23 protein-coding genes are annotated in these 21,926 nt (G+C 32.3%); 19 read left to right on the forward strand and 4 right to left on the reverse strand.

Annotation, left to right across the window (positions count from 1 at the left end; genetic code table 11):
• Positions 1–19: 19 nt before the first annotated feature.
• The gene (locus ACFO3N_RS12355) at positions 20–958 is read left to right on the forward strand and encodes a hypothetical protein (RefSeq protein ID WP_379798110.1); all 939 of its coding nucleotides are present in this window, start codon (positions 20–22) and stop codon (positions 956–958) included.
• A gap of 553 nt (positions 959–1,511) precedes the next feature.
• Here the strand turns inward: ACFO3N_RS12355 and ACFO3N_RS12360 are convergent.
• Complete coding sequence (locus ACFO3N_RS12360) at positions 1,512–1,841, reverse strand: hypothetical protein (RefSeq protein ID WP_379798112.1); 330 nt, start codon at positions 1,839–1,841, stop codon at positions 1,512–1,514.
• Positions 1,842–1,946: 105 nt separating this feature from the next.
• On the opposite strand from ACFO3N_RS12360, the gene ACFO3N_RS12365 reads away from it, so the two are divergent.
• The 7 genes from ACFO3N_RS12365 to ACFO3N_RS12395 all read left to right on the forward strand — a co-directional run bounded on the left by ACFO3N_RS12365 (position 1,947) and on the right by ACFO3N_RS12395 (position 6,425).
• Positions 1,947–2,183: a helix-turn-helix domain-containing protein gene (locus tag ACFO3N_RS12365; RefSeq protein WP_379798114.1), complete on the forward strand. Its 237-nt coding sequence runs from the start codon at positions 1,947–1,949 to the stop codon at positions 2,181–2,183.
• A gap of 79 nt (positions 2,184–2,262) precedes the next feature.
• On the forward strand, positions 2,263–2,958 hold the full coding sequence (locus ACFO3N_RS12370) for a hypothetical protein (protein WP_379798116.1): 696 nt from the start codon (positions 2,263–2,265) through the stop codon (positions 2,956–2,958).
• Between the two features lie 381 nt (positions 2,959–3,339).
• Positions 3,340–3,783, forward strand: coding sequence for a hypothetical protein (locus ACFO3N_RS12375; protein WP_379798118.1), 444 nt, complete (start codon positions 3,340–3,342; stop codon positions 3,781–3,783).
• A 96-nt stretch (positions 3,784–3,879) separates the two neighbouring features.
• Positions 3,880–4,260 (forward strand): hypothetical protein, encoded by a 381-nt coding sequence (locus ACFO3N_RS12380; RefSeq protein ID WP_379798120.1) that lies wholly within the window; start codon positions 3,880–3,882, stop codon positions 4,258–4,260.
• Positions 4,261–4,744: 484 nt separating this feature from the next.
• The gene (locus ACFO3N_RS12385) at positions 4,745–5,839 is read left to right on the forward strand and encodes a serine hydrolase domain-containing protein (protein WP_379798122.1); all 1,095 of its coding nucleotides are present in this window, start codon (positions 4,745–4,747) and stop codon (positions 5,837–5,839) included.
• 53 nt (positions 5,840–5,892) lie between these two features.
• Positions 5,893–6,132 (forward strand): hypothetical protein, encoded by a 240-nt coding sequence (locus ACFO3N_RS12390; RefSeq protein WP_379798124.1) that lies wholly within the window; start codon positions 5,893–5,895, stop codon positions 6,130–6,132.
• A 20-nt stretch (positions 6,133–6,152) separates the two neighbouring features.
• The gene (locus tag ACFO3N_RS12395) at positions 6,153–6,425 is read left to right on the forward strand and encodes a hypothetical protein (RefSeq protein ID WP_379798126.1); all 273 of its coding nucleotides are present in this window, start codon (positions 6,153–6,155) and stop codon (positions 6,423–6,425) included.
• Positions 6,426–6,519: 94 nt separating this feature from the next.
• Here ACFO3N_RS12395 and ACFO3N_RS12400 read toward each other — a convergent pair whose 3' ends face one another.
• Entirely contained in the window at positions 6,520–6,891 is a 372-nt protein-coding gene (locus ACFO3N_RS12400; RefSeq protein ID WP_379798128.1) for a GreA/GreB family elongation factor, read from the reverse strand.
• A gap of 513 nt (positions 6,892–7,404) precedes the next feature.
• Here ACFO3N_RS12400 and ACFO3N_RS12405 point away from each other — a divergent pair.
• The 8 genes from ACFO3N_RS12405 to ACFO3N_RS12440 all read left to right on the forward strand — a co-directional run bounded on the left by ACFO3N_RS12405 (position 7,405) and on the right by ACFO3N_RS12440 (position 15,904).
• On the forward strand, positions 7,405–9,312 hold the full coding sequence (locus ACFO3N_RS12405; protein WP_379798130.1) for a S9 family peptidase: 1,908 nt from the start codon (positions 7,405–7,407) through the stop codon (positions 9,310–9,312).
• Between the two features lie 145 nt (positions 9,313–9,457).
• Positions 9,458–10,618 (forward strand): hypothetical protein, encoded by a 1,161-nt coding sequence (locus ACFO3N_RS12410; RefSeq protein ID WP_379798132.1) that lies wholly within the window; start codon positions 9,458–9,460, stop codon positions 10,616–10,618.
• A 56-nt stretch (positions 10,619–10,674) separates the two neighbouring features.
• Entirely contained in the window at positions 10,675–11,169 is a 495-nt protein-coding gene (locus ACFO3N_RS12415; RefSeq protein WP_379798134.1) for an SRPBCC family protein, read from the forward strand.
• 32 nt (positions 11,170–11,201) lie between these two features.
• Positions 11,202–11,630 (forward strand): copper resistance protein NlpE N-terminal domain-containing protein, encoded by a 429-nt coding sequence (locus tag ACFO3N_RS12420; protein ID WP_379798136.1) that lies wholly within the window; start codon positions 11,202–11,204, stop codon positions 11,628–11,630.
• 15 nt (positions 11,631–11,645) lie between these two features.
• Entirely contained in the window at positions 11,646–12,059 is a 414-nt protein-coding gene (locus ACFO3N_RS12425) for a lysozyme inhibitor LprI family protein (RefSeq protein WP_379798138.1), read from the forward strand.
• Between the two features lie 96 nt (positions 12,060–12,155).
• Positions 12,156–14,465, forward strand: a complete 2,310-nt coding sequence (locus ACFO3N_RS12430) for a type IA DNA topoisomerase (protein WP_379798140.1) — start codon at positions 12,156–12,158, stop codon at positions 14,463–14,465.
• 443 nt (positions 14,466–14,908) lie between these two features.
• Positions 14,909–15,385: a DUF6265 family protein gene (locus ACFO3N_RS12435; protein ID WP_379798142.1), complete on the forward strand. Its 477-nt coding sequence runs from the start codon at positions 14,909–14,911 to the stop codon at positions 15,383–15,385.
• 24 nt (positions 15,386–15,409) lie between these two features.
• Positions 15,410–15,904 (forward strand): hypothetical protein, encoded by a 495-nt coding sequence (locus ACFO3N_RS12440; protein WP_379798145.1) that lies wholly within the window; start codon positions 15,410–15,412, stop codon positions 15,902–15,904.
• Between the two features lie 72 nt (positions 15,905–15,976).
• Here ACFO3N_RS12440 and ACFO3N_RS12445 read toward each other — a convergent pair whose 3' ends face one another.
• Positions 15,977–17,137, reverse strand: coding sequence for an MFS transporter (locus tag ACFO3N_RS12445; protein ID WP_095929814.1), 1,161 nt, complete (start codon positions 17,135–17,137; stop codon positions 15,977–15,979).
• Between the two features lie 216 nt (positions 17,138–17,353).
• Between ACFO3N_RS12445 and ACFO3N_RS12450 the strand changes: the two genes are divergently transcribed.
• From ACFO3N_RS12450 to ACFO3N_RS12460, 3 genes are all read left to right on the forward strand, one after another.
• Complete coding sequence (locus ACFO3N_RS12450) at positions 17,354–19,675, forward strand: TonB-dependent siderophore receptor (RefSeq protein WP_379798147.1); 2,322 nt, start codon at positions 17,354–17,356, stop codon at positions 19,673–19,675.
• An 82-nt stretch (positions 19,676–19,757) separates the two neighbouring features.
• A complete protein-coding gene (locus ACFO3N_RS12455; RefSeq protein WP_379798149.1) occupies positions 19,758–20,909 on the forward strand; it encodes a PepSY-associated TM helix domain-containing protein in 1,152 nt (383 codons plus the stop codon).
• Between the two features lie 107 nt (positions 20,910–21,016).
• Positions 21,017–21,742, forward strand: coding sequence for a DUF4198 domain-containing protein (locus tag ACFO3N_RS12460; protein ID WP_379798151.1), 726 nt, complete (start codon positions 21,017–21,019; stop codon positions 21,740–21,742).
• A gap of 91 nt (positions 21,743–21,833) precedes the next feature.
• Here the strand turns inward: ACFO3N_RS12460 and ACFO3N_RS12465 are convergent, their stop codons facing one another.
• Positions 21,834–21,920, reverse strand: coding sequence for an IS3 family transposase (locus ACFO3N_RS12465; RefSeq protein WP_379798166.1), 87 nt, complete (start codon positions 21,918–21,920; stop codon positions 21,834–21,836).
• Between the last annotated feature and the right edge of the window lie 6 nt (positions 21,921–21,926).

The raw sequence follows: 21,926 nt of genomic DNA on the forward strand, positions 1-21,926 counted from the left end.
ATTAAACATTACTAAAATTATGAATAGATTTTTTTTCAAAGCGAGAAAAGTTACTTTCCCTAAAACTATAATATATCTTTTTATTCCGTTATTAATATTTTTTATTTTATTTATTGTTGTTTACAAAATTTATTGTTCTGAAAAATTAAACAGTAATGATATTTCATTTCTTATTACAACAATAAAAGACTTATTCAATATTTTATTTTTTGGTGGCGTATTATCTATTACAATTTTAAGTTATCTGCAAGCTAAAAAATCTTTATTTACACCAATTAAAACTGAAACATTTAAAATGCAGATAAAAGCATTTGAAGAAATACTTTTATTTTTTCAAAATAAAAGAGAATCAGATTTTATAGATCAATTTGATCTTAATAATATTATAAAAATAAATGCTCAATTATTGCAATTGGATTTTATTAGGCATTTTTTTAGTAATGAAATTCAAATTGATGAACAAAAAGTTAATGAACTTGAAAAGAAAATATCAGGCTCAATCATTTCGAAAAATTATTTAGAAAAAAACTTTACTAAATTAGAATATCATGAAAGGGAAGAAAAAAAAGAAAAAGCGAAAATCACAAATCCTGCAATTATTTTAAAACAATGGAATGACTATGAGTATGGTAAAATTGATTTTACAAATAAATTTAAAGAAGAAACTCAAAAATTAAAGAATCTATCCGCATCTCCCATACTTCCAGAAGAAATAAAAGATTTGATAAACAAATTTGAACGAAAAATCCATACGAATCTCAGTTTAGTTGGTAAAATATTAACGGAAATCTCTAAAGAATTACCAACAAAATTTCCAAATGCTAAAAGTCTACAAAATTTCAACAATTTAGGTATATGGAATATCTATAATTCACGAATGGATACGGTTGAAAATGATGCCGAAGAAATTTTAAGGTATATTAGAAAATATCTTAAAATAGACGACTTAATTAACTAACTTTCAATAGCTAGAACCAACAGAAGGAAAGTATAAATTTGTTTCTGATGACAAAACAAACATTAAAAAATATTTTTAAAAACAAATGCAAATAAAATTTTTAACGCACTTTTAGAAGAACAGACACAAATCTCTTTAAAAATGGCTTCCCCCGCTCCACAAAGTCTTCAAACTGAAACGCTACGCAAATGTCTCTGACTTTGCGTTTTTTTGTTTCTTATAAACCCGAAAACCACTCGAAAGTCTCCTGACTTTTTACGAATCGTTCTAAAATGATTATTTTTATAAGCACGAGTGATGTAAAGTCAGAGACTTTAAGCCGTTTCTGTTTTCAAATTAATGATAGTGAAAATGGCGCAAAGTCAGAGACATTTGCGCAGCAACGAGAAATTATAAAAAAACGAAATTAATTCATTCTAAAAATGAACGAGACTAAACCAAAAAAGAAAAATTGGCTCAAAATTTTCATAGATAACTTACTTGATTTTATTCTAAAATAAAAAATATGCGCAAAAGTCTAAAAAACTTATTGCGCTTTTTTATACCAAAAAAATCACAACTGCGCCTTACACAAATCATCCAACAACTCCATTTCATCCTCAGGCAATAACTGCAAGGCAATTTCAAGCAAAGTCATTACATTGACATTATTGTCTTTTGTAAAACTCGACAAACTGTTTGCATCAGGATTAAGCAAAATAATACTTGCTTTTAGCAAATCTGAAACCATTAGATTTAATTCGTTGTATGAAGATACTTTTAGCGGTATTGTATACGAGTTGGTTTCTTTTGGAACTGGTTTTAGTTTGCTGAAGTAGCTTCCTTTATTTATTAATTCTAACAATTCTTCGGCTCTTTCTTTATTTTCTATTTCTATTTTCATATAAGATTTAATTTACAATTTAAACAAATATATAAAATATCGGTTGAAAACAATCGATTTTTAACAATCATATCAAAACAATCTATTACTTGTAATTTCATTTCTATGAAAAGAGAAAGAAAAAGCGAAATTCCAGAGGTGGTAAAAGAACTTGGAAATAAGATAAAAGATGTGATTAACAGCAATGATTTAAAACCAAGAGAAGTTGCTCATGATGCTGAAATGGATGTAGAAAATTTAAGAAAATATATTAAAGGCTCACAAGAAATGAAAGTAAGTACTTTGTTTAAAATTGCGCAAGCTTTAAAAATTCATCCAAGCGAATTAATTAAAGATTTGTAATAAGAAACTCAACGTTAACAAAAAACTAATATAAAGAGAGTTTTTTATATTTAATTTCAAACCTCAATAATTCGATATTATGGAAAAAATTGAAAAATTAATACCTCTATTACCTGTTGGAAGTATCTTTATCTTATTCTGCAGTTCGATCAAACTGATTATCTACTATAAAACTTTTAATATTCAAATTGTAGATTATATTGAAATTCAAGAATTTATTACTTCTTTTATTGATGATTTACTATTGTATTCATGCATTTTTGGAATTACAATTATTTTGTATTTGTACGACTTTATACAAGATTCAAATCAAGACTATTCTTTGAAAAGTGATACTCCAGAACTATATAAAAATGAACGTCGAATAACCCTAATTATTTCTATAATTATATTAATTACAATTATAGTTTCTGCATATTACAGTAACTCAACAAGTAAATTAACTACAACAATCTGCGTAGGTTCTTTCTTATTTTTAAGTACGTTTCGAATATATTTATCTTCAACAACAATGGCTTTACCCTTTCCATTATTTATTATGACAATCATAATAATTTATACAATAATGTACGGATCCACTGATGCTTACAAAATTATTGAAAATAAAGACCAATTAAATTATACAATTGTATTTAAAGAAAAAACATATTATACTGATAAAAACCTTAAGTATATTGGTAAAACCGGAAACTTTTTATTTCTATATAATTTAAAATCTAAAAGGGCGACAATTTTAAAAAATGACGAGTTAATTAAAATTAATATTAAAGAATAAAATTATTGCCCTCCACTAGCGCGAGAGTCTCGCTCGTGCACGCAATCTACATAAGAAGTCTATTTTTTCATTCTCTTTCCTCCTAGTTTTGTCATTTCGAGGAACGAGAAATCTTCGCAAGTAACTCCGCAATCAAAATCGTCAATCTTTGTAGAGCTACTTGCGGAGATTTCTCCTCACGTCGAAATGACAATACTTTGTGGTTATAATGTGGAAAACCTTTGCGGAGCTTCTTGTGGAGATTTGCTTCGCCAGTTCGCTAACGCTCGGATCTCCTTGCGTTGAAATAAGTAACTTTTACAGAAATGACAAAATTATGAGAATAAGTAAAAAACCAGCCCTTTCTAACAGAAGCAGTAAAATTCCAAATCTTGAATCCAAATGATTAAATCTAAACTCAAGTCATTAATAGCCATCTTAATAATTCTCTTTGTTGTCTATCATATTGTTTCTTTTTTCTCTACTTTTCACTTTTATGCAGCAGGAAAATATCCGTATGCCGAAACGTATTATTTAAAATATCCCGAAAATAAAGTCATTGAAACACTTGAAAAATTACATCTTCAAAATCCTGATTTTAAAGATAGATATCCCGAAGACTATTGGCATGATATTTATTTTGATCTAAATGGTAAAAGAATAGAAGCTTGGACAAGACCTTCTGCTGATAACGGAACAGATCTAGCTTTCGTGTCTGTATATAGAAATAGAGAAAACGGATGGCAATTAGTTAATCAGGATTTAGGCTTATTTTGGAATATAATGCTAAAACGAGAATTCGAAAAGAAAATAGTCAAAAGACTTGAAGCTGAGTTAGAGAAATAAAAACTTAAAAAATGACATTATTTCCCCCGCTAGTGCCAGCGTCTCGCTCGTGCACACAATCTTCACAAATTGAATACACTCATGAATAATGAACTAATGAAAATAGAAATTAACAAAAAGTATCAGTCAAGTTTAATCGCAAATACTGATCTTCATGCAGGTGGTTTGTTTTTTTGTATAATCTACCAAAATCAACTGGAGTTCTTTAAGAATGGTAAAGTTGAGCTAACAAAAAAGGTCGTTGATGCCTTTCGTCCTATGGATGAGCATGACATTAAACATTTACAAAATTATAAGATTGTTGGAGATTACTCATTTAATGATAGAGGATATTTGGTTTGTAAGTTTGAGGATTTGTTTTGGACATTTACCGGATTGTCTACCGAAAAAGATAGTTCAATTATTCCCTTTAACATTTATGATAGCCGCTCACTAAATAAATGGGGAGAAGTTTATAAACTTGAAGAAATTATTTAGTGACAACCCTGAGGTGGTGCGAGAGTCCCGCTCGTGAACACAATCTACGTAGGAAGTCTATTTTCTCATTCTGTTTCCTTCTAGTTTTGTCATTTCGAGGAACGAGAAATCACACTAGAAACTCCGTAAAGTATATTTGCCAATCTTTGTAGATAAACGAGTGTGATTTCTCGTTCCTCGAAATGACAATACTTTGTGGTTACAATATGGAAAACCTTTGTAGAGCTACTTGCGAAGATTTGCTTCGCCAGTTCGCTAACGCTTGGGGCTCCTTACGTCGAAATGACAAAACTGTGCGGATAAAAAAAACCAACCCTCATTAAATCAGAATTTTATCAAGAAATTTATAAATTAGAAAATACCAAAAACAAATTTACTAACTCACAACACAATCCTCTTATATTTCGAAAAATATACCTACTTTACAAGTTCAAAAATAACCTTTGTACAATCTTAAAAAATAAAACTAATCTCAAAAAAACTAATGAAAGTAACCACCAGTATTTTTACGCTATTACTTATTTCCCAAATTACTTTTGCACAAACAGCTGCAAAAAAAATTGATTCGATTTTTCGTTCGATTGCTATTTATAATCCAGAAATAGCGATGAGCGTGGGATTTGTAGAAAATGGTGTTACTACTTTTTTCAACTACGGAAAAATTAGCAAAGAAAGCAAACAGGCCGTAAACGAGAATACTATTTATGAGATTGGCTCGATTACCAAACTTCTTACAGGAAATTTATTAGCGCAAGCCCACAACGAAGGCAAACTTAAAATTGATGATTTTATAGACGATTATCTGCCAAAAGAATATGTTTTATCAAACGAAATAAAAGGCAAGATCAAAATCTCAGATTTGGCTTCGCACCAGTCTGGTCTGCCTAATTTTGATTTTAGAAAACTAATGGAAATAAATCCAAAACAGCCATTAGATATAACCAAAGAGAGTGTTCATGCTCTTATAAACGAAAATACAAAACTAATAGATTACGGAAGTTATCGTTATTCTAATATCAGTTATACGCTAATGGGAATGATATTAGAGAAAGTCTACGCAAAGAGCTTTGAAGATATATTGAAAGAAAAAATGCTTCTGCCTCTTAAAATGGAAAATACGCTGACTAGTAATTTTAATGTAAAAAATAAAGTTACGGGTTATGAATTTAATGGAATTCCGCAGGATTTTTTTAACTGGAATTATTTAATCGCTCCCGCAGGTCTTGTAAAATCGAATACTTCAGATTTAACAAAATTGCTAAAAGCTATTTTGTCGAATACTGGTGAAATCTCAAAAGCAACAGCAATTGCCGAAACCACGTTTTTTAAAAATACAGAAAGAGAAATAGGTTTTGGACAGCAGATGGAACGAGTTGCCGACGATGTTTATTTTTATAAAACAGGAAATACAATGGGATGCGCTACCATATTTGCCTACGATAAAAAAACAAACTGGGGAATGGTAATTTTACTCAACCACAACAGTCCTCAATTAATTGGAGAATTAATGGATGCCTATTACGAGCAGGTCTTTAAGAAAAAGGCTGTTTCGAATAACACTAAAAAAATGCAGCTTTAAGTGTTGGATTAATAAAAAACAAATCATGGAAAACTTCGACTGAACCGCTTGAAATGGATTTTGAACAAATAATAGTAGGACGAATTATCCTGGAGTTTTTAGGCGCTTCAGCGAGATTTCTTGGTTACAATTTATGGACTCTTTCTAACGACAATGATTTTAGAACATTTTCAAGTTTCTGGTCACCAAGCGGAAATAGCCAAAAAAAAGATGATAATAGTAATCGAAATCATATGATTGGGGTTCTATTTTTGGGAGGTTTTATAATGCTGCTCATTATCTTTAATACCTAATTCAAAAACCATTCATTAAAATGGGATATCATTTTTATAATGCTGAAACAGAGATTTTATATCTCACTAATTCTAGCGAATACGATACTTTGTCGGTTTTTAAATTCTGCGCCAATCATCTTTACAGAATAAACGAAAGGATTAAAAACGGAGAAACGATCAAAATCATTGAAAATATTGACAAAGAATACACTAAAACGTATCTAATTGAAAACACAATAGATTTTAAAAAATGGGTCGAAAAAATATACAACGGAGGTTTTGAAGATTATCTCGAAACTGGAATGAAATAGATTATTCTAAAATAGTATCCATAAAAAAAATCCCAAAAGAAAAACTCTTTTGGGATTTTACTAAACTTAAAACGAAAACGAAACGGTATTCAACCTACTCCTCTACTTTTAAAATCTCTAATTTGAGATTTCCTTTTTTAGCAGGCCATTCAACAATATCGCCTTCTTTGTAACCCACCATTGCAATTCCTTCGTCTGAAAGAACCGAAATTTTGTTTTTACTTGCTTTTGCTTTTTCTGGACCCACTAGAAGAATTGTTTTTTCTTCGTTATTGATATGATCTTTGTAAGTAACTTTTCGATCTATCGAAACTACATCTTCAGGCAGATTTTTTCGCAATACTTGCGTAGCATTTTTTAGCTGGCCTAATAAAAGTTCTTCTTCTTGTACGGTTACTTTTTTTCTTCTTACGTGATCTTTAATTAAATCGTATGTTCCTGTTGTTAAAATTATATTTTGTGACATGACTTTCTTGTTGGTTTCATTTTCTCTAAAAAAGGACACAACTCTTCAGTGAATAGCACGCAAAACGAACTACTCAGTGATATCCTATCCGGAATAAAAATGAGATTAAATAATAAAAATTAATAGTGAAAATATCCCCTGTCTAGAGTTGTGACAGGGCTAAAGGAATAAACTCTTTTGAGCTTTTTAAGAAAGTATCGTCATGCAAATACAATAACGTGCACATTAAGCACATTAAAGAACTGTTTATTAAATAAAAATTTGCAGTGACCATTATAATATCAAATTATTTTGGCAATATACGCCTTTTTATCTTACAAAAAAATGAAGCGCCAAGAGAACTCGCTTTAATTTTCTAGTGCAATCCAAATAAAGCGGCAAAATAATTTAACTCCATTTATATTGCAAACTTTTTCCTATTTTTGATTTGATAAAAAACAGATTATCAATACCATTACAATACATTTCCCAGAGTAGTTTTATAATTCATCAATCACCAAAAACAAACCAAACATGATTAAAAAATCCATTTTATCCATTTTAGTTCTTTTGGCAATCACTTTAAATTCCTGCAAACAGGAACCAAAAGAAACACCTGCCCCATTAATTGATGTAAAGACTTTCTTCAAGAATGGAGAAAAAAGCTCTTTCAAGATTTCGCCCGACGGAAACTACTTTAGCTATCGTGCCGATTATAAAGGAAAAACCAACGTTTTTGTTCAGAAAGTAAACGATACTAAAGCAGTTCGTGTAACAAACGACACTTTGCGAAGCATTTTCAATTATTTCTGGAAAGGTGACCGAATTATTTACGCACAAGACGTAGGCGGAGACGAGAATTTCCAACTCTTTTCGGTAAAAACAGATGGAACCGATTTAAAAGCATTAACGCCTTTTCCGGGTGTTAGAAGTGACATTACAGATGCGCTAATTGACGTTCCAGGCAAAGAAAAAGAACTAATTGTACAAATCAACAAAAGGGTAAAAGAATATTTTGATCCTTATCTTTTAAATGTCGAAACTGGAACTCTGACACTGCTTTACGACAACAAGGAAAATTTTGACGGATGGGTTACAGATAATAATGGCGTAATTCGTCTTGCTTCAAAAACGGACGGTGTAAACATTACTTGGAATTATCGAAATTCTGACAAAGAGCCTTTTACGCCTCTTATTACTACAACTTTCAAAGATTTCTTTTCTCCTGCTTCTTTTGACAAAGACAATAAAAACATTTATGCGCTGAGTAATATTGGCAAGGATAAAGTGGTTTTGGTTGAATATGACCCGATTGGCAAAAAAAATGTAAAAGAATTATTTGCCGATCCTAAATATGATTTAGATGCGGTTAATTACGATCGAAAAAAACAAGCCTTGACTTCTGTAACTTGGGAAGCTGAAAAACAGGAAGAACATTTTTTTGATAAAGAATGGGAAGCAATCAAAAACAATCTGAAAAAGCAGATTGAAGGTTACGAAACCGAAATTGTAAACTACGACGATGCCAGAACCAAAGCTATTGTTTGGGCTGGAAATGATAGAACTCCAGGAAAATACTATATCTACGATTTCAAAACTACAAAAGTTAAAGAAGTTGCGAATCCGTTTCCTTGGATCGAAGAGAAACACATGAGCCATATTAAACCTATTACGTATAAATCGAGAGATGGCCTTGAAATTCACGGTTATTTAACGCTTCCGTTGGGAGTTGAACCTAAAAATCTGCCTGTCATTATTAACCCTCATGGCGGTCCTTGGGCACGAGATGGCTGGTATTATAATCCAGAAGTTCAGTTCTTGGCAAATCGCGGTTATGCTGTCTTACAGATGAATTATAGAGGAAGTACCGGTTATGGAAAGGAATTTTGGCAATCTAGTTTTAAACAATGGGGTAAAAAAATGCAAGACGACATTACCGATGGTGTCGAATGGCTGAAAAAAGAAGGCATTGCAGACCCAAATAGAATTGCTATTTATGGCGGTAGTTATGGTGGTTATGCAACACTTGCCGGAATCACTTTTACACCCGATTTGTATGCGGCAGCAGTAGATTATGTGGGCGTGAGCAATTTGTTTACTTTCATGAATACGATTCCGCCTTATTGGACACCTTATCTGGATCAATTTCATGAAATGGTGGGCGATCCTAAAAAAGATAGTTTGCTGTTGGCCTCTGCATCGCCTGCATTACATGCAGACAAAATAAAAACGCCTTTGTTTATCGCACAAGGAGCAAACGATCCAAGAGTAAATAAAGCCGAAAGCGACCAAATGGTTGAAGCGCTGAAAAAACGTGGTGTTGTTGTAGAATACATGGTTAAAAATGACGAAGGACATGGTTTTAGAAATCAAGATAACCGTTTTGATTTTTATGGTGCCATGGAAAAATTCCTAGATAAACATTTGAAACAAAAGAAATAAACAATATCAAACCTAAACTTAAAAGCTGCAGAGAAACATTTCCTGCAGCTTTTTTTCTGAAATAAAAGCTAGAGGAAATATCTTATATTTGCTCGAAACAAAATCGCTTATCTTGCAAAAATAAAGCTATAATTAAAACCAAAATATGTCAATAGTAACCACCATTATACTAGGTCTGTGCATTACTTTTATAATTATATACCTTACAATTAATATAGACAAATTTAAACCCAAAAAGAGATCTGAGCATCAAGATCTTATTGATAGTATTCATGCAAAAATTGCTAAAGCAAATGGGGCTTCGATGAAACAATATTCTCTTGAAAATTTGTCCATTGAAAATACAAAAAAACAAGATTTTTATGCCAAAGTCGAATTTGTAAATAAAAATTGTACAAATCTGGAAGACTTTATTATAAATGATGAAATTAACGAATTTGATTTGTTGAAGCTTGCTGATTTAAATGGGATTGACTTACAGATTCGATCAGGATGGTTTCCATTAGTTATTGAACTTATTAAAAAATTAAATGCCTACGGTTGGAATAAAAAAGTGACTTGCATAAAAGAAAAATATGCAGGTCTTAGATTTCATGCCGAATGTGTTTATGGTGATGCTATTTCAAATATTGTTGAAAAGTACGAAAACAAATCTCAAAATGTTTGCGAAACTTGTGGCGAACCGGGAGAAATTAGGTCTAATTCAGGTTGGGATTATGTAGCGTGCAGAAAACACTACTTAGAGAATCGTGGAAAAATAACGATAGTAGAACGTGGTTTTAATTTGAATGACAATTTCTTTCCTTGGAAAGATATTAAAAATGCAAATTTTGAAGATTTAATGGGAAGAGATAAATATAATTTTTTGAATATCCAATTCAACAATCAAATAGTTAGACATGCTGGTTGGGAAGATAGAAAATTATACATTTCAAAATATGTCATGGGATTTGGCAATTTCTTAAATCATTTACCAAAATCTATTAACAACCTAGATTATAGTTATATAGAAAATTTTAAAAATCTAGAATATTGTAAAATATGTGGATATCAGGCAGTTTATTTTGATGAATGTGAATGCTGTGAAAATGAAACCTGGAACAGCTACATAAAGACTTGGCGAGTAAAGAACGAAGAAATGGAAGAAAAAAAGCTTTCTCACCACCATTACAAGCAACTGAAATGGGCTATGCATAAAGATGATGTCTTTGAAAGCACACAAAATAATTATCCGAAAAATCCAAATCATAAAATACTTTATACGGAAAAAGAACTAAAGGAACATCTTGAATCTTTTGAATCTTAAAATTTGAACTTAATTTCTAAATATTTAGTACAAAAGAGAATTAAAAACAGTTTACTATGAAAAACTTCGATTGGACTTCTTTTACCAAAAAAATAGCCGTTAAAGCTCAACTTTCAGACATTTACGATGCTTGGACAAAAGCAAATGAGTTAGAAAAATGGTTTCTTGAAAAAGTATCTTTTTTTGGAGCTAATCAGGAATCTATAAGCAAAGACAAAAACGCAGAAAAAGATAATACGTACGAATGGCTTTGGTATTTGTATGATGATGCTATGTCAGGAAAAATCGTTTCTGCCAATGGAATTGATCAACTGCAATTTACTTTTGAAGGAAACTGTCTTGTAGACATAAATCTAAGCCAGAAAGACGATTATACGATTGTAGAACTTCGCCATTATAACATTCCGACAGATGATCATTCGAAACAATACATCAGATTGGGCTGTTCCAACGGTTGGCATTTTTATCTCACAAATCTAAAATCGGTTTACGAAGGTGGATTAGATTTGAGAAATAAGGATCGTAATTTGGATCCGATGATTAATAATTGAAAGAATGCTTAACAACTAATAAAACCAAACCAATGAAACCACTAATCACCTCTTTTCTTTTAATTTTCACCTTAACTTTATCCGCACAATCCAATCAATTTGTTGGCGAATATTCTCGTTCACTTTCTGAAAAAGAAAAACACACAATCGAATATAAACTGACTTTAAACCCAGACGGAACTTTTCTGTTTCATTCGTATTCGAAAATCCAAGGCGGAAATTCAGCGGAAGACAATAAATACGGAAAAGGAAAATGGAGTGTAAAAGACAATCTAATTACTTTTTCAGCAAATAAAAAAGAAGATTTTGACTCAAAATATACTTTAGATTTCAATAATTCAACCGCTAGATTTATTGCTAAAAATCCGAGAGATAAAAGCGATAAGGTTGTTAAGACCAAACTTCAATTTTTAGAATCGGAAATTTTCTGGATGAAGAGTATAGATCTTTTTAAATTATAAATTATAAACAAAACAATGAAAAAATTATTTCTTTTAACTTTTCTATTTTTATCAATCGTAGCGTTTTCACAAAACAAAAAAGAGTATCCAATCGACGTTTTAGAATCAAAATGTATAAATCAAAAAGACATCTCTGATGCAGACAAGTGCAATTGTATCATACAAGCCCGCGAATCTTGGGACAAAGAATTGAACAAAAGTTATAATTTACTAAAAACAAAACTCCCAAAAGAAAATTTTGAAACTTTAAAAGAATCTCAAAAACAATGGCTTCTTTTTCGCGATAAAGAATATGAGTTTAGCTCGAAATACTTTTCCGAAATAAAGCAAGGAACTTTATGGTATGCCGTTTCCGAAAGCTTAAAAAGAGATTTAGTAAAAAGAAGAGCGATTGAATTGGAGGCCTATTACAAAATGTTTGATTATTAAACTTTCTTTTAGAAAGCTTTGCCCCTTTGGACCTAATAATCTTTGCCCCTTTCCCATAAAATCCGTAGTTTCGCATGTCCAACTAGAAAAGAAAAAATGAAGGTCTGTATTGCTGAGAAACCAAGTGTAGCGCGTGAAATTGCATCTGTTTTGGGTGCCAATACCAAACACGATGGCTATTACGAAGGGAATGGTTATGCAGTAACTTACACTTTCGGGCATTTATGCACCTTAAAAGAACCCAACGATTATAAACCGCATTGGAAAAGCTGGGATTTGAATAATCTGCCCATGCTTCCTGAAAAGTTCGAAACCAAAGTGGTTCAGAACTCAGGAATTCAAAAGCAGTTTAAAATCATTAAAAGTCTTTTTGATAAAGCCGAAGTCGTTATAAACTGCGGGGATGCTGGACAAGAAGGAGAATTGATTCAGCGCTGGGTGATGAACGAAGCGCATTACAAGGGCGAAATTCAGCGATTATGGATTTCATCTCTTACCACAGAAGCAATTAAAGAAGGTTTTGAAAACTTAAAACCCTCTGCCAACTACGATAATTTATTCTACGCCGGATTTTCTAGAGCTATCGGAGATTGGCTTTTAGGAATGAATGCCACTCGTTTGTACACTGTAAAACATGGCGGCTACAAACAAGTTTTGTCTATCGGGCGCGTACAAACGCCAACATTGGCGATGGTTGTAGAGCGTTTTAGAGAAATTGAAAACTTTAAACCGCAGCCATATTGGGAATTGCAGACTTTATACAGAGAAACGCTTTTTAGTTATGAAGAAGGTCGTTTTCTAAACCAAGAAGACGGACAAGTTATCGCGGCCAAAGTCAAAGAAAGTGATTTCGAAATTGTTTCTGTAGATAAAAAAAACGGAAATGAATATGCCCCAAAACTTTTCGACTTAACTGGTTTACAGGTTTATTGCAATCAAAAATTTGGTTTTTCTGCCGAAGAAACATTGAAGATTGCACAGACTTTGTATGAGCAGAAAGTCATCACATATCCCAGAGTTGATACGACTTTTTTACCCGGTGATATTTATCCGAAAGTACCTGGAATTCTGCAGAAATTAACCAATTATGCCGAATTGACTGAGCCTCTTTTAGGAAAAAAAATCAAAAAATCGCCAAAGGTTTTCAACGATAAAAAAGTAACCGATCACCACGCGATTATTCCAACGGGAGTTCAAAATAATCTGCCTCATAATCAGCAGCAGGTCTATGATATTATTACAAGACGTTTTATTGCTGTTTTTTATGATGATTGTTTGGTTGCCAATACTACAGTTATTGGAAAAGCTGCCGATGTGACTTTTAAAGCGACTGGAAAAGAAATCTTGAAGAAAGGTTTCCGTGTTGTTTTTGAAGATCCAAATGCAAAGGAAAAAGAACCCGATTTACTGCCGAGTTTTGTTGTAGGCGAAAAAGGTCCGCACGAACCTTCATTTCTTCAAAAAGAAACCAAACCGCCCAATCAGTTTACAGAGGCAACTTTATTGCGTGCCATGGAAACCGCAGGAAAACAAGTTGATGACGAAGATTTACGTGAATTAATGAAAGAAAACGGAATCGGTCGTCCGTCAACGCGTGCGAATATTATTGAGACGCTTTTCAAACGCCAATATATTGTTCGAAACAAAAAACAAGTTTTACCCACTTTGACTGGAATTCAGTTGATTGATACGATTCAGAACGAATTGGTAAAATCGGCCGAACTTACAGGAACTTGGGAAAAGCAATTAAAAGATATTGAAAAAGGGACTTTCACCGCAGCGGCGTTCATCAGAAACATGAAACGCATGGTTGAAGCTTTGGTTTATGAAGTTCGAAGCGAAACCAAGCACGCCAATATTTCGCATGCGGCAACGATTCAGAAACCAGTTGTAAAAGCGGAAAAAGAGAAAAAGAAAGCCTCTGGAATTTCGGCAGAAACTTGTCCGAAATGCCAAAAAGGAAAGATACTGAAAGGAAAATCGGCCTTTGGCTGCAGCGAGTACAAATCGGGTTGTGATTTTGTATTGCCTTTTGTTTTTCATGATAAAAAAATAACCGAAAGCCAGTATTTACGATTGGTTCAGAAAGGTTCTACAGTAAACATAAAAGGCTTTAAAACCGATTCTGGAACGGTTGAAGGCTTAATTCGTTTTGAAGAAAACTACAAACTGAAATTAGAACCAAAGAAAACCGATAAAAAAGCCGACCCAAAAGAAAATTCAGATGCATTGGTTTGTCCGAAATGTAAAAAAGGAACAATCCTAAAAGGCAAAACGGCTTATGGTTGCGCCGAATATAAATCGGGCTGTGATTTTAAAGTGACTTTTGATGAAGTTAGAACAAAATTAAAAGACCAAAAACCTACTAAGGAATTGGTTTATTCTATTTTGAGTGCAAGCATTTGATTTTTTTTAGCCACAACCCGAGCGATAGCGAATTGGCGAAGCAATTTCACGAATTTCCACAAATTATTTTTTTTAAATTACTGTGTCTATATTATTTGCCACAGATTAAAAGGATTATCACAGATTATTTTTTTTGCCACGACTCGACCGAAGGGACAAACGTAGTAATTACGGAAATTTATACTAATTTATTTCACGCAGATTTTGCAGATTTGTGCAGATTAATTAGATTTTTATTGATCTAAATCTGTATGGATCAGCTTAAATCTTTTTAAATCTGCGTGAAATAAAAAATAAGAGAACTTGTGCAAAACACACAGTAAAAAAAATCATTTCAATCCTTTTAATCTGTGGCAGATATAAAAAAGAAATTCGCGAGAATTCGTGAAATTTGTGGCAAACATTTTTTTCATACATTAGTGCTATCAAAAACCTCAAAAAATATGTTTCAGAAAATTACTCTTATCGCCCTTATTATAGCTTTCGTTTCTTGCCAGAAAAAAGAAACCATTGAAAAAGACAAAATCAAAAAAGCCGATTGGTTAATTGGAAACTGGGAAAATAAAACTCCTGAAGGCATTTTATCTGAAAAATGGCAAAAACTAAACGACAGTACTTTCAGTGCTTCTTCTTATTTTATAAAAGGGAAAGACACTTTGCATTTTGAAACTATTGTTTTGGCACAGCTAGGCGAAACGCTTACTTACAAAGCAACAGTAAAAGGTCAAAACGATGACAAACCGGTCTTCTTCCCTTCTACTTCAGAAACAGATCAGCAATTGGTTTTCGAGAATCCAAAACACGATTACCCTCAAAAAATTACTTATACAAAAGGAGCAAATAATACTTTAACCGCAGAAATTTCTGGGAACATGAATGGAAAACCAAGTTCTGAGAAGTTTGTTATGACGAAGAAGTAATTGTTTCTTATTTGTAAAAGAAAAATGCCTAATTACATTTATATTGAAAAAGTTCCTTTATACAAAACTACAATTGGAAGTTTATTATTTGTCCTAGGTTTTCTTGCTGCGATTTTTATAAATAAGCAGAATGGATTTAGTTATTTCTTTATTTATCTGTTGCTAGCATATTGGGGAATCTTTTTCATTTCAACTGAAGGTTTAGAAATTGATTTTCAAAAGAATAAATTCAGGAAATTATATTCTTTTTATGGAATCAAAATTAGATTAAAATGGAAATTATTTCCAGAAATAAAATCCATTTCTTTAGTTGAAACTATTGTTAAGCACGCCATAGAAAAAGGTGGTGCAGGAAATAGAATTAGGTCCACTATCAATGAAAAAACAATTAAAATAAATATTGTAGATAATGAAGATAACTATTTAACAATCTACTTTGCAAATGATCAAAAGGAAGCTTATAAAATTGCATCAAAAATTAAAGAAGCTTATAAAATTGAAATTACAACAAATTTTTAAAGCAAAGTATACTTTGGAATTTCCATAGATTAATAGACAACTCTGTACCTTTTAAGCATTAGCATCTTTAAACTATTCATTCTCCCCGATCTTATTCACCATAAAAATCATCAAAATTCCGAGAAGTGCCATAACTAGAAACGCCCATTTCATGCTTAAATATTCAGAGATAAAACCAACCATTGGCGGAACCAATAAAAATCCTAAATAACCAATTGTTGAAATTGAAGTTAAGGCCGAACCACTGCTTAATTTTGAAGATCTTCCGGCAATGCTAAATACTAACGGAACCACGCAAGAAACCCCAAATCCGATTAAAACATAACCGAAAATTGTTGGATATGCATACGGCAAAATAAAACAAACTCCGAAACCAGCTGTAATTAAGATTCCGCTATAAAGCAGGATTTTTTTAGTTCCAAATTTCATTACGCCATAATCCCCAAATATACGCCCTAATGTTACTGCCGAAGCAAAAAATACAAATGCTGCACTGGTTAATTTTGGAGAAGCTTTTAATATATTTTCGAAATAAATTCCGCTCCAGTCGTACATGGTATTTTCACAAGCCATAGATACGAAACAAATTAGAGAGAATTTTACCAGATTTTTTTCTGGCATAGAGAAGAACTTCTTTTTTACCGGAACAGGTTCGTTGTGAATACTCATCGGATAAAAACAAGCCGTTAGCGCCAGCATAAAAATACTTACTCCCAATAAATGATGCGATGGTGCAATTTTCTGCGTCACCATTACATAACCTAATCCCGCACCTGAAAAAACGGCAATACTCCAAACGGCATGAAAACGCGTAATAATAGATTTTGGATATAGTTTCTGCACTTCTAGAGACTGTGCATTTATAGATAAATTGAAAATATTACGAGAAGCTCCAAAAAATAAAAGTATAATAACCAACTGCCAAACAAATGCCGCCAAACCAGGCAGAGACAACGCAATATTGAACATAACCGCACCAAGAAGCATAATATAACGGCTGCTGTATTTATTTAATAGTTTTCCTGTAAAAGGCATTGTTAGCATTAAACCTATTGGAAAAGCAAATAAAACTGCACCAAATTCAGCTTCAGATAATTTTAATTGGGCTTGTATATGTGGAATTCTTGAAACCCAAGAAGAATAACCAAAACCTGACAGAAAGAAAAAAACAGTATTAGCAATACGATATCCTCTAGGCGTATTTTGAATCTTTTTAAAGAATGGTAAAATCATGAAGTCATTTTTCAGACCGCAAAATTAAGTCTTTTTAAAGTTTATCACACTACAATTTGAAATAAGAATTTTGATTAATTGCTCCATAATCAACATTTAACAATTTAATTTATAAATGGTAGAAATAAAAATTGTTAAAGTTATTTTAATTTTTACATTTGCATTGTTTTTATTCATTCTAAATAAAAACTAATTATAAACCAAATAAAATTAGCAATGAATTATCTCAGTTTGAAGACTTCACGTTTTCTATTTTCTATCAGTTTTTTGTTTTCGTTTTTATCTGCCTTTGCACAAAACCACGGAAAAATTAAAGGAACCATTACCACCTCAGATGGCGATGCTGCAGCGGGTGTAAACATTATTCTTAAAAACACTAAATATGGCACTGTTTCTAATGACGATGGTACTTTTGATTTCAATAAAGTAAGAGCCAATTCTTATACACTTCAAGTATCTTTAGCAGGTTACGAAACCGCAGAAACTGAAGTTACGGTTACAGAAAACGAGACTACGACAGTTAATCTACAACTGAAAGTTTCGAATAAAGAATTAAAAGAAGTGATCATCAACAGTCCAAAAAGTATTGTTTCTAAAAAAACAGATTACGTTGCGAGAATGCCTCTTAAAAATCTTGAAAATCCACAAGTTTACAGCGTTATCCATAAAGAATTACTGCAAGAGCAGGTTTCTGTAGATATAAGAAGTGCGGTACAAAACTCGCCTGGTGTAGTTTCGATTAGTTATCCATCGGGAGGTGTTGGAGTAATTTTCAGGGGATTTTCGACGGGAATAAATGCTAGAAACGGAATGGAAACAGTTTCTGGTCGTTCTTCTGTTGATCTTGGAAACGTAGAACGAATTGAGGTATTAAAAGGTCCATCTGGAACTTTATTTGGTTCTACGGTTTCTTCTTTTGGAGGAGTTGTAAATTTAGTGACCAAAAAACCTCACGAAACTACTGCTGCAGAAGTCTCATACACTACTGGAAGTTATGGTTTAAACCGACTTACTGCCGATGTGAACACTCCATTAAACAAAGACAAAAGTGTTTTGTTTAGAATAAATATGGCGGTTAACAGAGAGAAAAGTTTCTTAGATTATGGTTTCAATAATGCTTTACTTTTTGCACCAAGTCTTACGTACAAAGCATCTGAAAAATTGACTTTTAATATTGATGCTGAACTTTATAACGTAAACAACACAAGACGCACTTACAATACATACGCAGCAACTTCTGGAATCACAAATCCGAATGATTTGCAAATAGATTACAGAAAATCTATGTTTCATGATGATAATGATGCAAAAACAAAAGCAACTAAAGTTTTCGCGCAAGCAGAATATGAAATATCAGAAAACTGGAAGTCTACAACTTTATTCTCTTTTGTTGGCGAAGATGTAGAGCGCAGTTACCAAAGTTATGCTGTTTGGAGTTCTCCAACGCAAGTAGCTAGAAGAGTTGGACTTTGGGGACCAATTTATAACAACTACACTAATATTCAGGAAAATTTAAATGGGAAGTTTTCTACTGGAAGCATCAAACATAAATTTCTTGCAGGTATCAATTACAGACTTTACAGCGGAGCCTTTTCTGGAGGAACTACTTTTACGCTTGATAATATTGATATTACTACTCCGTTCTCTCCTATCAGAAGAAAAGCTGTTGATGCTGGTCTTGTTCTTACAACATCTCCAGTTGCAGATCAAAAAACATTTAGCGTTTATGCATCTGATGTAATCAACTTTACAGATCGTCTTTCGGCTATGTTGAGCTTACGTTTGGATAATTTTGATCGCGAAAAAGTGGGAACTGTTGAAGGATATAACCAAACAGCTCTTGCTCCAAAACTTGGACTGGTTTATGAATTAGTGAAAGACCAAGTTTCTGTATTCGGAAATTATATGAATGGTTTTCAAAATATGCAGCCGGTAACACAACCAGATGCGACTCAATTTGTTTTAGATCCTATTTATGCGGTACAATATGAAGGTGGAATTAAAGCGGAAGCATTCAATAAAAAATTAACCGCTTCTGCAAGTTATTACAATATTACAATCGATAATGCTACAAGAGTAAATGCTACGGGTTTTACAGAACAAGATGGAAAACAAGTGAGTAAAGGTTTTGATTTTGAAGTAATGGCAACTCCAATTAACGGATTAAGCATTATTGCCGGATATGGTTATAATGATAACCGAATTGTAAAAGCTTCCGATCCTAATATTGAAGGAAATAAAGCTACTGGTTCTCCTGAAAACGTCGTGAACTTTTGGACTTCTTACACTTTCCAAAACAAACTAAAAGGTCTTGGTTTAGGTTTGGGTGCAAATTATGTTGACAAAAATTTCTTTACTGCCGATAATACTTTTTATATGCCTTCTTACACTACTCTTAATGGATCTGTATATTATGATCATACATCTTGGAGAGTTGGTTTGAAATTTAATAATATCACAAACGAAAGATACTGGGATTTCTGGGGAACTTCTCAAGCTCCAACAAATATCTTGGCTAGTTTAACTATTAAGTTTTAAAACCAAATTAAAAATTTAAATATAAAAAGCACCTCACTAAAAACCATGAGGTGCTTTTTTGATAAAAACATTTAATAGGAACATGACATTTAAAAATTTTATAAAGAAGGCTCACTTATGGCTAGGATTATCCTCTGGTTTAATTGTTATTATCCTAGGAATTACAGGCTGTTTGTATGTTTTTGAAGAAGAATTGCGCCCCATAATTTATGAATACTATTATGTGGATAAGGTTGAAAATAAAAAACTACCTGTTAGCCAACTAATTCAAATTGCGAAAGAAGCAAATGCAAAAGTCCATCCTAATCAACAGCTTTCTGGAGCTAGGATTATAAATGATGATAAACGTACCGTTATTGTCTGGTTCTATGAAGAATTAGATAAAGATGCCATTTGGTATTGGAATCGTTATCAAAACACGTATGCTTATGTAAATCCGTATACCGGAAATGTGCAAAAACTGGAAGAGTATAATTTTGAGTTTTTTGTTTTTGTGCGAGCGCTACATCAGACACTTTGTTTTAGAAGCGAAATTGGCGATCCAATTACAGGAACGGCAACTATTATTTTTATTATTTCATTAATTACAGGTTTAATTTTGTGGTGGCCCAAAAACAAAAGCGCAGCAAAACAACGCTTTTGGTTTCAATGGAAAAACACCACAAAGTGGAAGCGCAAAAACTACGATCTGCACAATATTCTGGGATATTATACCATGATTTTTGCTTTAATTATTGCTTTAACTGGATTAGTTTGGGCTTTTGAATGTTATGATAAAGGTGTTCAATGGCTATTTAACGGAGGAAAAACAATTGCAAAAGAAAAATTAGTTTCTGATACTACTCAATATACTAAAAATACAGCCACAGATAAAATATTCGCTGCGACGAAAAAAGCAAATCCAAATGCCAAAAGTTATTACTTATTCATTCCAAAAGAAGATGATTCTCTAGCTACTTTTCAAACCTTTATACGATACAAAAACCGTTTTGATGATGTATCAATGGAGTTTGACCGATCTACAGCCAAATCGCTAAGAATTACAACTTACAATGATAAAAGCAACGGGGAAAAATTCAGGTTCATTAATTACGATTTACATGTTGGCAGCATCCTCGGATTTCCAGGAAAGGTTCTTGCTTTTTTTGCCAGTCTAGTTGCTGCAAGTCTACCCATAACGGGTTTCTTAATTTGGTGGGGACGAAATAATAAAAAGAAAAAAGTAACTTCTTAAGGTTCTCTCTCCCATTTATTGCACTTTTTGCGGGTTTTATTTTTAATTATTCTAAATAAGACTTATGTTTGTAAAAAATATCATTCTAATAATTTAAACTTGATCTTATGAAATCAAATACTTTAAAAACACTAAGCTTTTTATTTCTAATGCTTTTTGCTGCACCTCAGCTTTTTGCCCATGCTTTATGGATTGACACCAAAGCAACAGGAACAAAAGGAAAAGCTCAGGAAATTTCTGTTTATTTTGGAGAATTCTCTGATAATGATATTACAAAAGCTGATAAATGGTTTTCTGATCTAAAAGATTTTTCTCTAGTTGTAATTTCTCCTTCAAAAAAAGAAACTAAACTAACTTCTAAAGCTCTAGATAATAAATACCAAGCTTTCTTTACACCAGATGAAGATGGAGTTTATACCATTGTAATGCATCATACCGTTGGAGATGTTTACGGAACAATGAAATTAGACTACAATTCTAGTGCAACCGTTGTTGTTGGAAACAAATCGGCTGGAAATGTAGCCACGGCTAACAATAATAAAATTAGTGTTTTTTCTGAAAATGCCGATATCGCGAAAAAAAATACTGTAATTAATGTTTCTGCTTTATACGAAGGTGCTATTGCAAAATCTCAAAAAATTAAAGTAATTGCTCCAAACGGATGGGAAAAAGAATTATGGACAAATGATAAAGGAGAAATCTCTTTTACTCCTATCTGGTCAGGAAATTATATGGTTGAGTTTGCTTATACAGAGAAATCTGCAGGTGAACATAACGGAAAAAAATACGATGAAATCTGGAAAATGGCAACGTACCAAATTGCTGTAAAATAATTTCACAAAATCTCATTCTTAGGTTTTAATTTCAATTGAAACAGGGCTGACTCAAAATAGACTGCACCCAAAAGTTTAGACAAATTAATAATTAAGTTTTATAATAATGAGCTCGATATTGTATCGGGCTCATTCCTTTTAGATTAAGTTTAATTCTGTCATTGTTATAATAATTTATATACTC

The organism is Flavobacterium chungangensis, from assembly GCF_042654045.1.
Classification (GTDB): domain Bacteria; phylum Bacteroidota; class Bacteroidia; order Flavobacteriales; family Flavobacteriaceae; genus Flavobacterium; species Flavobacterium chungangensis.

Excerpts from the sequence above, each read along its gene's own strand:
- ACFO3N_RS12355 (WP_379798110.1), top strand. The coding sequence starts at position 20 with ATGAATAGATTTTTTTTCAAAGCGAGAAAAGTTACTTTCCCTAAAACT.
- ACFO3N_RS12360 (WP_379798112.1), bottom strand. The coding sequence starts at position 1,841 with ATGAAAATAGAAATAGAAAATAAAGAAAGAGCCGAAGAATTGTTAGAA.
- ACFO3N_RS12365 (WP_379798114.1), top strand. The coding sequence starts at position 1,947 with ATGAAAAGAGAAAGAAAAAGCGAAATTCCAGAGGTGGTAAAAGAACTT.
- ACFO3N_RS12370 (WP_379798116.1), top strand. The coding sequence starts at position 2,263 with ATGGAAAAAATTGAAAAATTAATACCTCTATTACCTGTTGGAAGTATC.
- ACFO3N_RS12375 (WP_379798118.1), top strand. The coding sequence starts at position 3,340 with ATGATTAAATCTAAACTCAAGTCATTAATAGCCATCTTAATAATTCTC.
- ACFO3N_RS12380 (WP_379798120.1), top strand. The coding sequence starts at position 3,880 with ATGAAAATAGAAATTAACAAAAAGTATCAGTCAAGTTTAATCGCAAAT.
- ACFO3N_RS12385 (WP_379798122.1), top strand. The coding sequence starts at position 4,745 with ATGAAAGTAACCACCAGTATTTTTACGCTATTACTTATTTCCCAAATT.
- ACFO3N_RS12390 (WP_379798124.1), top strand. The coding sequence starts at position 5,893 with ATGGATTTTGAACAAATAATAGTAGGACGAATTATCCTGGAGTTTTTA.
- ACFO3N_RS12395 (WP_379798126.1), top strand. The coding sequence starts at position 6,153 with ATGGGATATCATTTTTATAATGCTGAAACAGAGATTTTATATCTCACT.
- ACFO3N_RS12400 (WP_379798128.1), bottom strand. The coding sequence starts at position 6,891 with ATGTCACAAAATATAATTTTAACAACAGGAACATACGATTTAATTAAA.
- ACFO3N_RS12405 (WP_379798130.1), top strand. The coding sequence starts at position 7,405 with ATGATTAAAAAATCCATTTTATCCATTTTAGTTCTTTTGGCAATCACT.
- ACFO3N_RS12410 (WP_379798132.1), top strand. The coding sequence starts at position 9,458 with ATGTCAATAGTAACCACCATTATACTAGGTCTGTGCATTACTTTTATA.
- ACFO3N_RS12415 (WP_379798134.1), top strand. The coding sequence starts at position 10,675 with ATGAAAAACTTCGATTGGACTTCTTTTACCAAAAAAATAGCCGTTAAA.
- ACFO3N_RS12420 (WP_379798136.1), top strand. The coding sequence starts at position 11,202 with ATGAAACCACTAATCACCTCTTTTCTTTTAATTTTCACCTTAACTTTA.
- ACFO3N_RS12425 (WP_379798138.1), top strand. The coding sequence starts at position 11,646 with ATGAAAAAATTATTTCTTTTAACTTTTCTATTTTTATCAATCGTAGCG.
- ACFO3N_RS12430 (WP_379798140.1), top strand. The coding sequence starts at position 12,156 with ATGAAGGTCTGTATTGCTGAGAAACCAAGTGTAGCGCGTGAAATTGCA.
- ACFO3N_RS12435 (WP_379798142.1), top strand. The coding sequence starts at position 14,909 with ATGTTTCAGAAAATTACTCTTATCGCCCTTATTATAGCTTTCGTTTCT.
- ACFO3N_RS12440 (WP_379798145.1), top strand. The coding sequence starts at position 15,410 with ATGCCTAATTACATTTATATTGAAAAAGTTCCTTTATACAAAACTACA.
- ACFO3N_RS12445 (WP_095929814.1), bottom strand. The coding sequence starts at position 17,137 with ATGATTTTACCATTCTTTAAAAAGATTCAAAATACGCCTAGAGGATAT.
- ACFO3N_RS12450 (WP_379798147.1), top strand. The coding sequence starts at position 17,354 with ATGAATTATCTCAGTTTGAAGACTTCACGTTTTCTATTTTCTATCAGT.
- ACFO3N_RS12455 (WP_379798149.1), top strand. The coding sequence starts at position 19,758 with ATGACATTTAAAAATTTTATAAAGAAGGCTCACTTATGGCTAGGATTA.
- ACFO3N_RS12460 (WP_379798151.1), top strand. The coding sequence starts at position 21,017 with ATGAAATCAAATACTTTAAAAACACTAAGCTTTTTATTTCTAATGCTT.